This is a genomic window from Megasphaera sp. UPII 135-E (genome assembly GCF_000221545.1).
Lineage (GTDB): Bacteria > Bacillota > Negativicutes > Veillonellales > Megasphaeraceae > Megasphaera > Megasphaera hutchinsoni.
The window spans coordinates 1-1,705 of the sequence record NZ_AFUG01000026.1 but is presented as its reverse complement, the minus strand read 5'-3'; the positions used below and the strand labels follow the sequence as shown (position 1 = coordinate 1,705).

Below are 1,705 nucleotides of genomic sequence, written 5' to 3'. Positions count from 1 at the left end.
AACGATCGCTGTGATAAGTAGCGAATTTTTTTCGTCAATATTTCATTCTTTTGTGCTAATAGGGTGACTAAATTTTTCCATACTCGCATTTGAAGCGGACCCATTGACGAATCAACAGAAGATAGTGACAAAATACAGAAAAATAATATTTGACAAAAGTACGTAGATAGAGTATGATAACTTCATTATACGAGATGAATCTTCAGGGCAGGGTGCAATTCCCGATCGGCGGTATAGTCCGCGAGCGCGTTAGCGTAGGATTTGGTGCAATTCCAAAACCGACAGTATAGTCTGGATAAAAGAAGAGGAAAAGATATTTTATTTTTTTGTTTCTTTGCCCCGAAGCACTTGCTGGGGTTTTTTTTATGCCCGCAACTGCACGTATAGACGAAGTATATGAAACCAGGAGGCTTTATCATGACAAAAACACGAACATTCAATACGGTTGAAGAAGCACTAGAAGATTTGCGAGCTGGTCGCATGATCATTGTAACAGACGATCCGGATCGGGAAAACGAGGGGGATCTTATTTGTGCAGGGCAATTTTGTACTACCGAAAATATGAATTTTATGGCTACTCATGGCAAAGGATTAATTTGCATGCCCATGAGTATTGAATATGCAGAAAAACTCAAATTATCACCCATGGTAGCACACAATACAGATAATCACGAAACAGCATTTACCGTTTCCGTTGACCATGTCCAAACGACAACAGGTATTTCTGCAGTAGAACGCGCGTTCACAACCCGAGCATGCACTGATGAAAAAACACGACCCGAAGACCTACGTCGTCCAGGACATACCTTTCCACTCATTGCCAAAAAAGGTGGCGTTCTTGTACGCAATGGTCATACGGAAGCAACGGTAGATCTATTGCGTTTGGCCGGTCTCAAACAAGTTGGGGTATGCTGTGAAATTATGGCTGACGATGGCACGATGATGCGTACGCCGCAACTATGGGAAGTAGCTGAAAAACATCAGTTAAAATTTATCACCATTCATGATTTACAAAATTATTGTCGTCGTCACGATAAACATGTCGTGCGTGAAGCTGTCGCTGAAATGCCTACAAAATTTGGAGATTTCAAAATTTATGGCTATGTCAACGACTTAACAGGTGAACACCATGTTGCCTTAGTCAAAGGTGATATTAGCAATGGAAAAAATGTACTTTGCCGTGTTCATTCCGAATGCTTAACAGGTGATGTCTTTGGCTCTTGCCGTTGCGATTGCGGTCAACAACTAGCCGCCGCATTACAACAGATCAACAAAGAAGGACGAGGAGTTCTTCTCTACATGCGTCAAGAAGGACGAGGCATTGGTCTTATCAACAAGCTCAAAGCCTATGTGTTACAAGAACAAGGCTACGATACGGTAGAAGCCAATGAAAAGCTCGGCTTTGCCCCAGATTTACGCGAATACTGGATTGGGGCTCAAATCCTACAAGATATGGGTGTTACGGAATTACGCTTACTCACTAATAATCCTGAAAAGATTTATGGCTTAGAAGGATTTGGTGTAGAAATTACGGAACGAGTTCCCATTGAAATCGCTCCACAAAAATATGACAAATTTTATTTAGAAACAAAAAAAGAAAAAATGGGCCACATTTTACCGCATTTGCATTAAAAACAACCGACGTAAGATAAAAAATATCGGCTATCCATATAAGTGGATAGCCGATATTTTTATCTTACGTCTT

At 40.8% G+C, this 1,705-nt stretch carries 1 protein-coding gene and 1 riboswitch; the gene reads left to right on the top strand.

Going from position 1 to position 1,705, the window contains the following annotated elements; all coding sequences use genetic code 11:
• Positions 1-194 precede the first annotated feature (194 nt).
• A riboswitch (FMN riboswitch) is annotated at positions 195-311 on the top strand.
• 106 nt (positions 312-417) lie between these two features.
• Positions 418-1,632: a bifunctional 3,4-dihydroxy-2-butanone-4-phosphate synthase/GTP cyclohydrolase II gene (locus HMPREF1040_RS03905; protein ID WP_007392623.1), complete on the top strand. Its 1,215-nt coding sequence runs from the start codon at positions 418-420 to the stop codon at positions 1,630-1,632.
• Positions 1,633-1,705: the final 73 nt, after the last annotated feature.

What these genes read in the sequence shown, in the direction of transcription:
- HMPREF1040_RS03905 (WP_007392623.1), top strand. Translation starts at nt 418, where the DNA reads ATGACAAAAACACGAACATTCAATACGGTTGAAGAAGCACTAGAAGAT.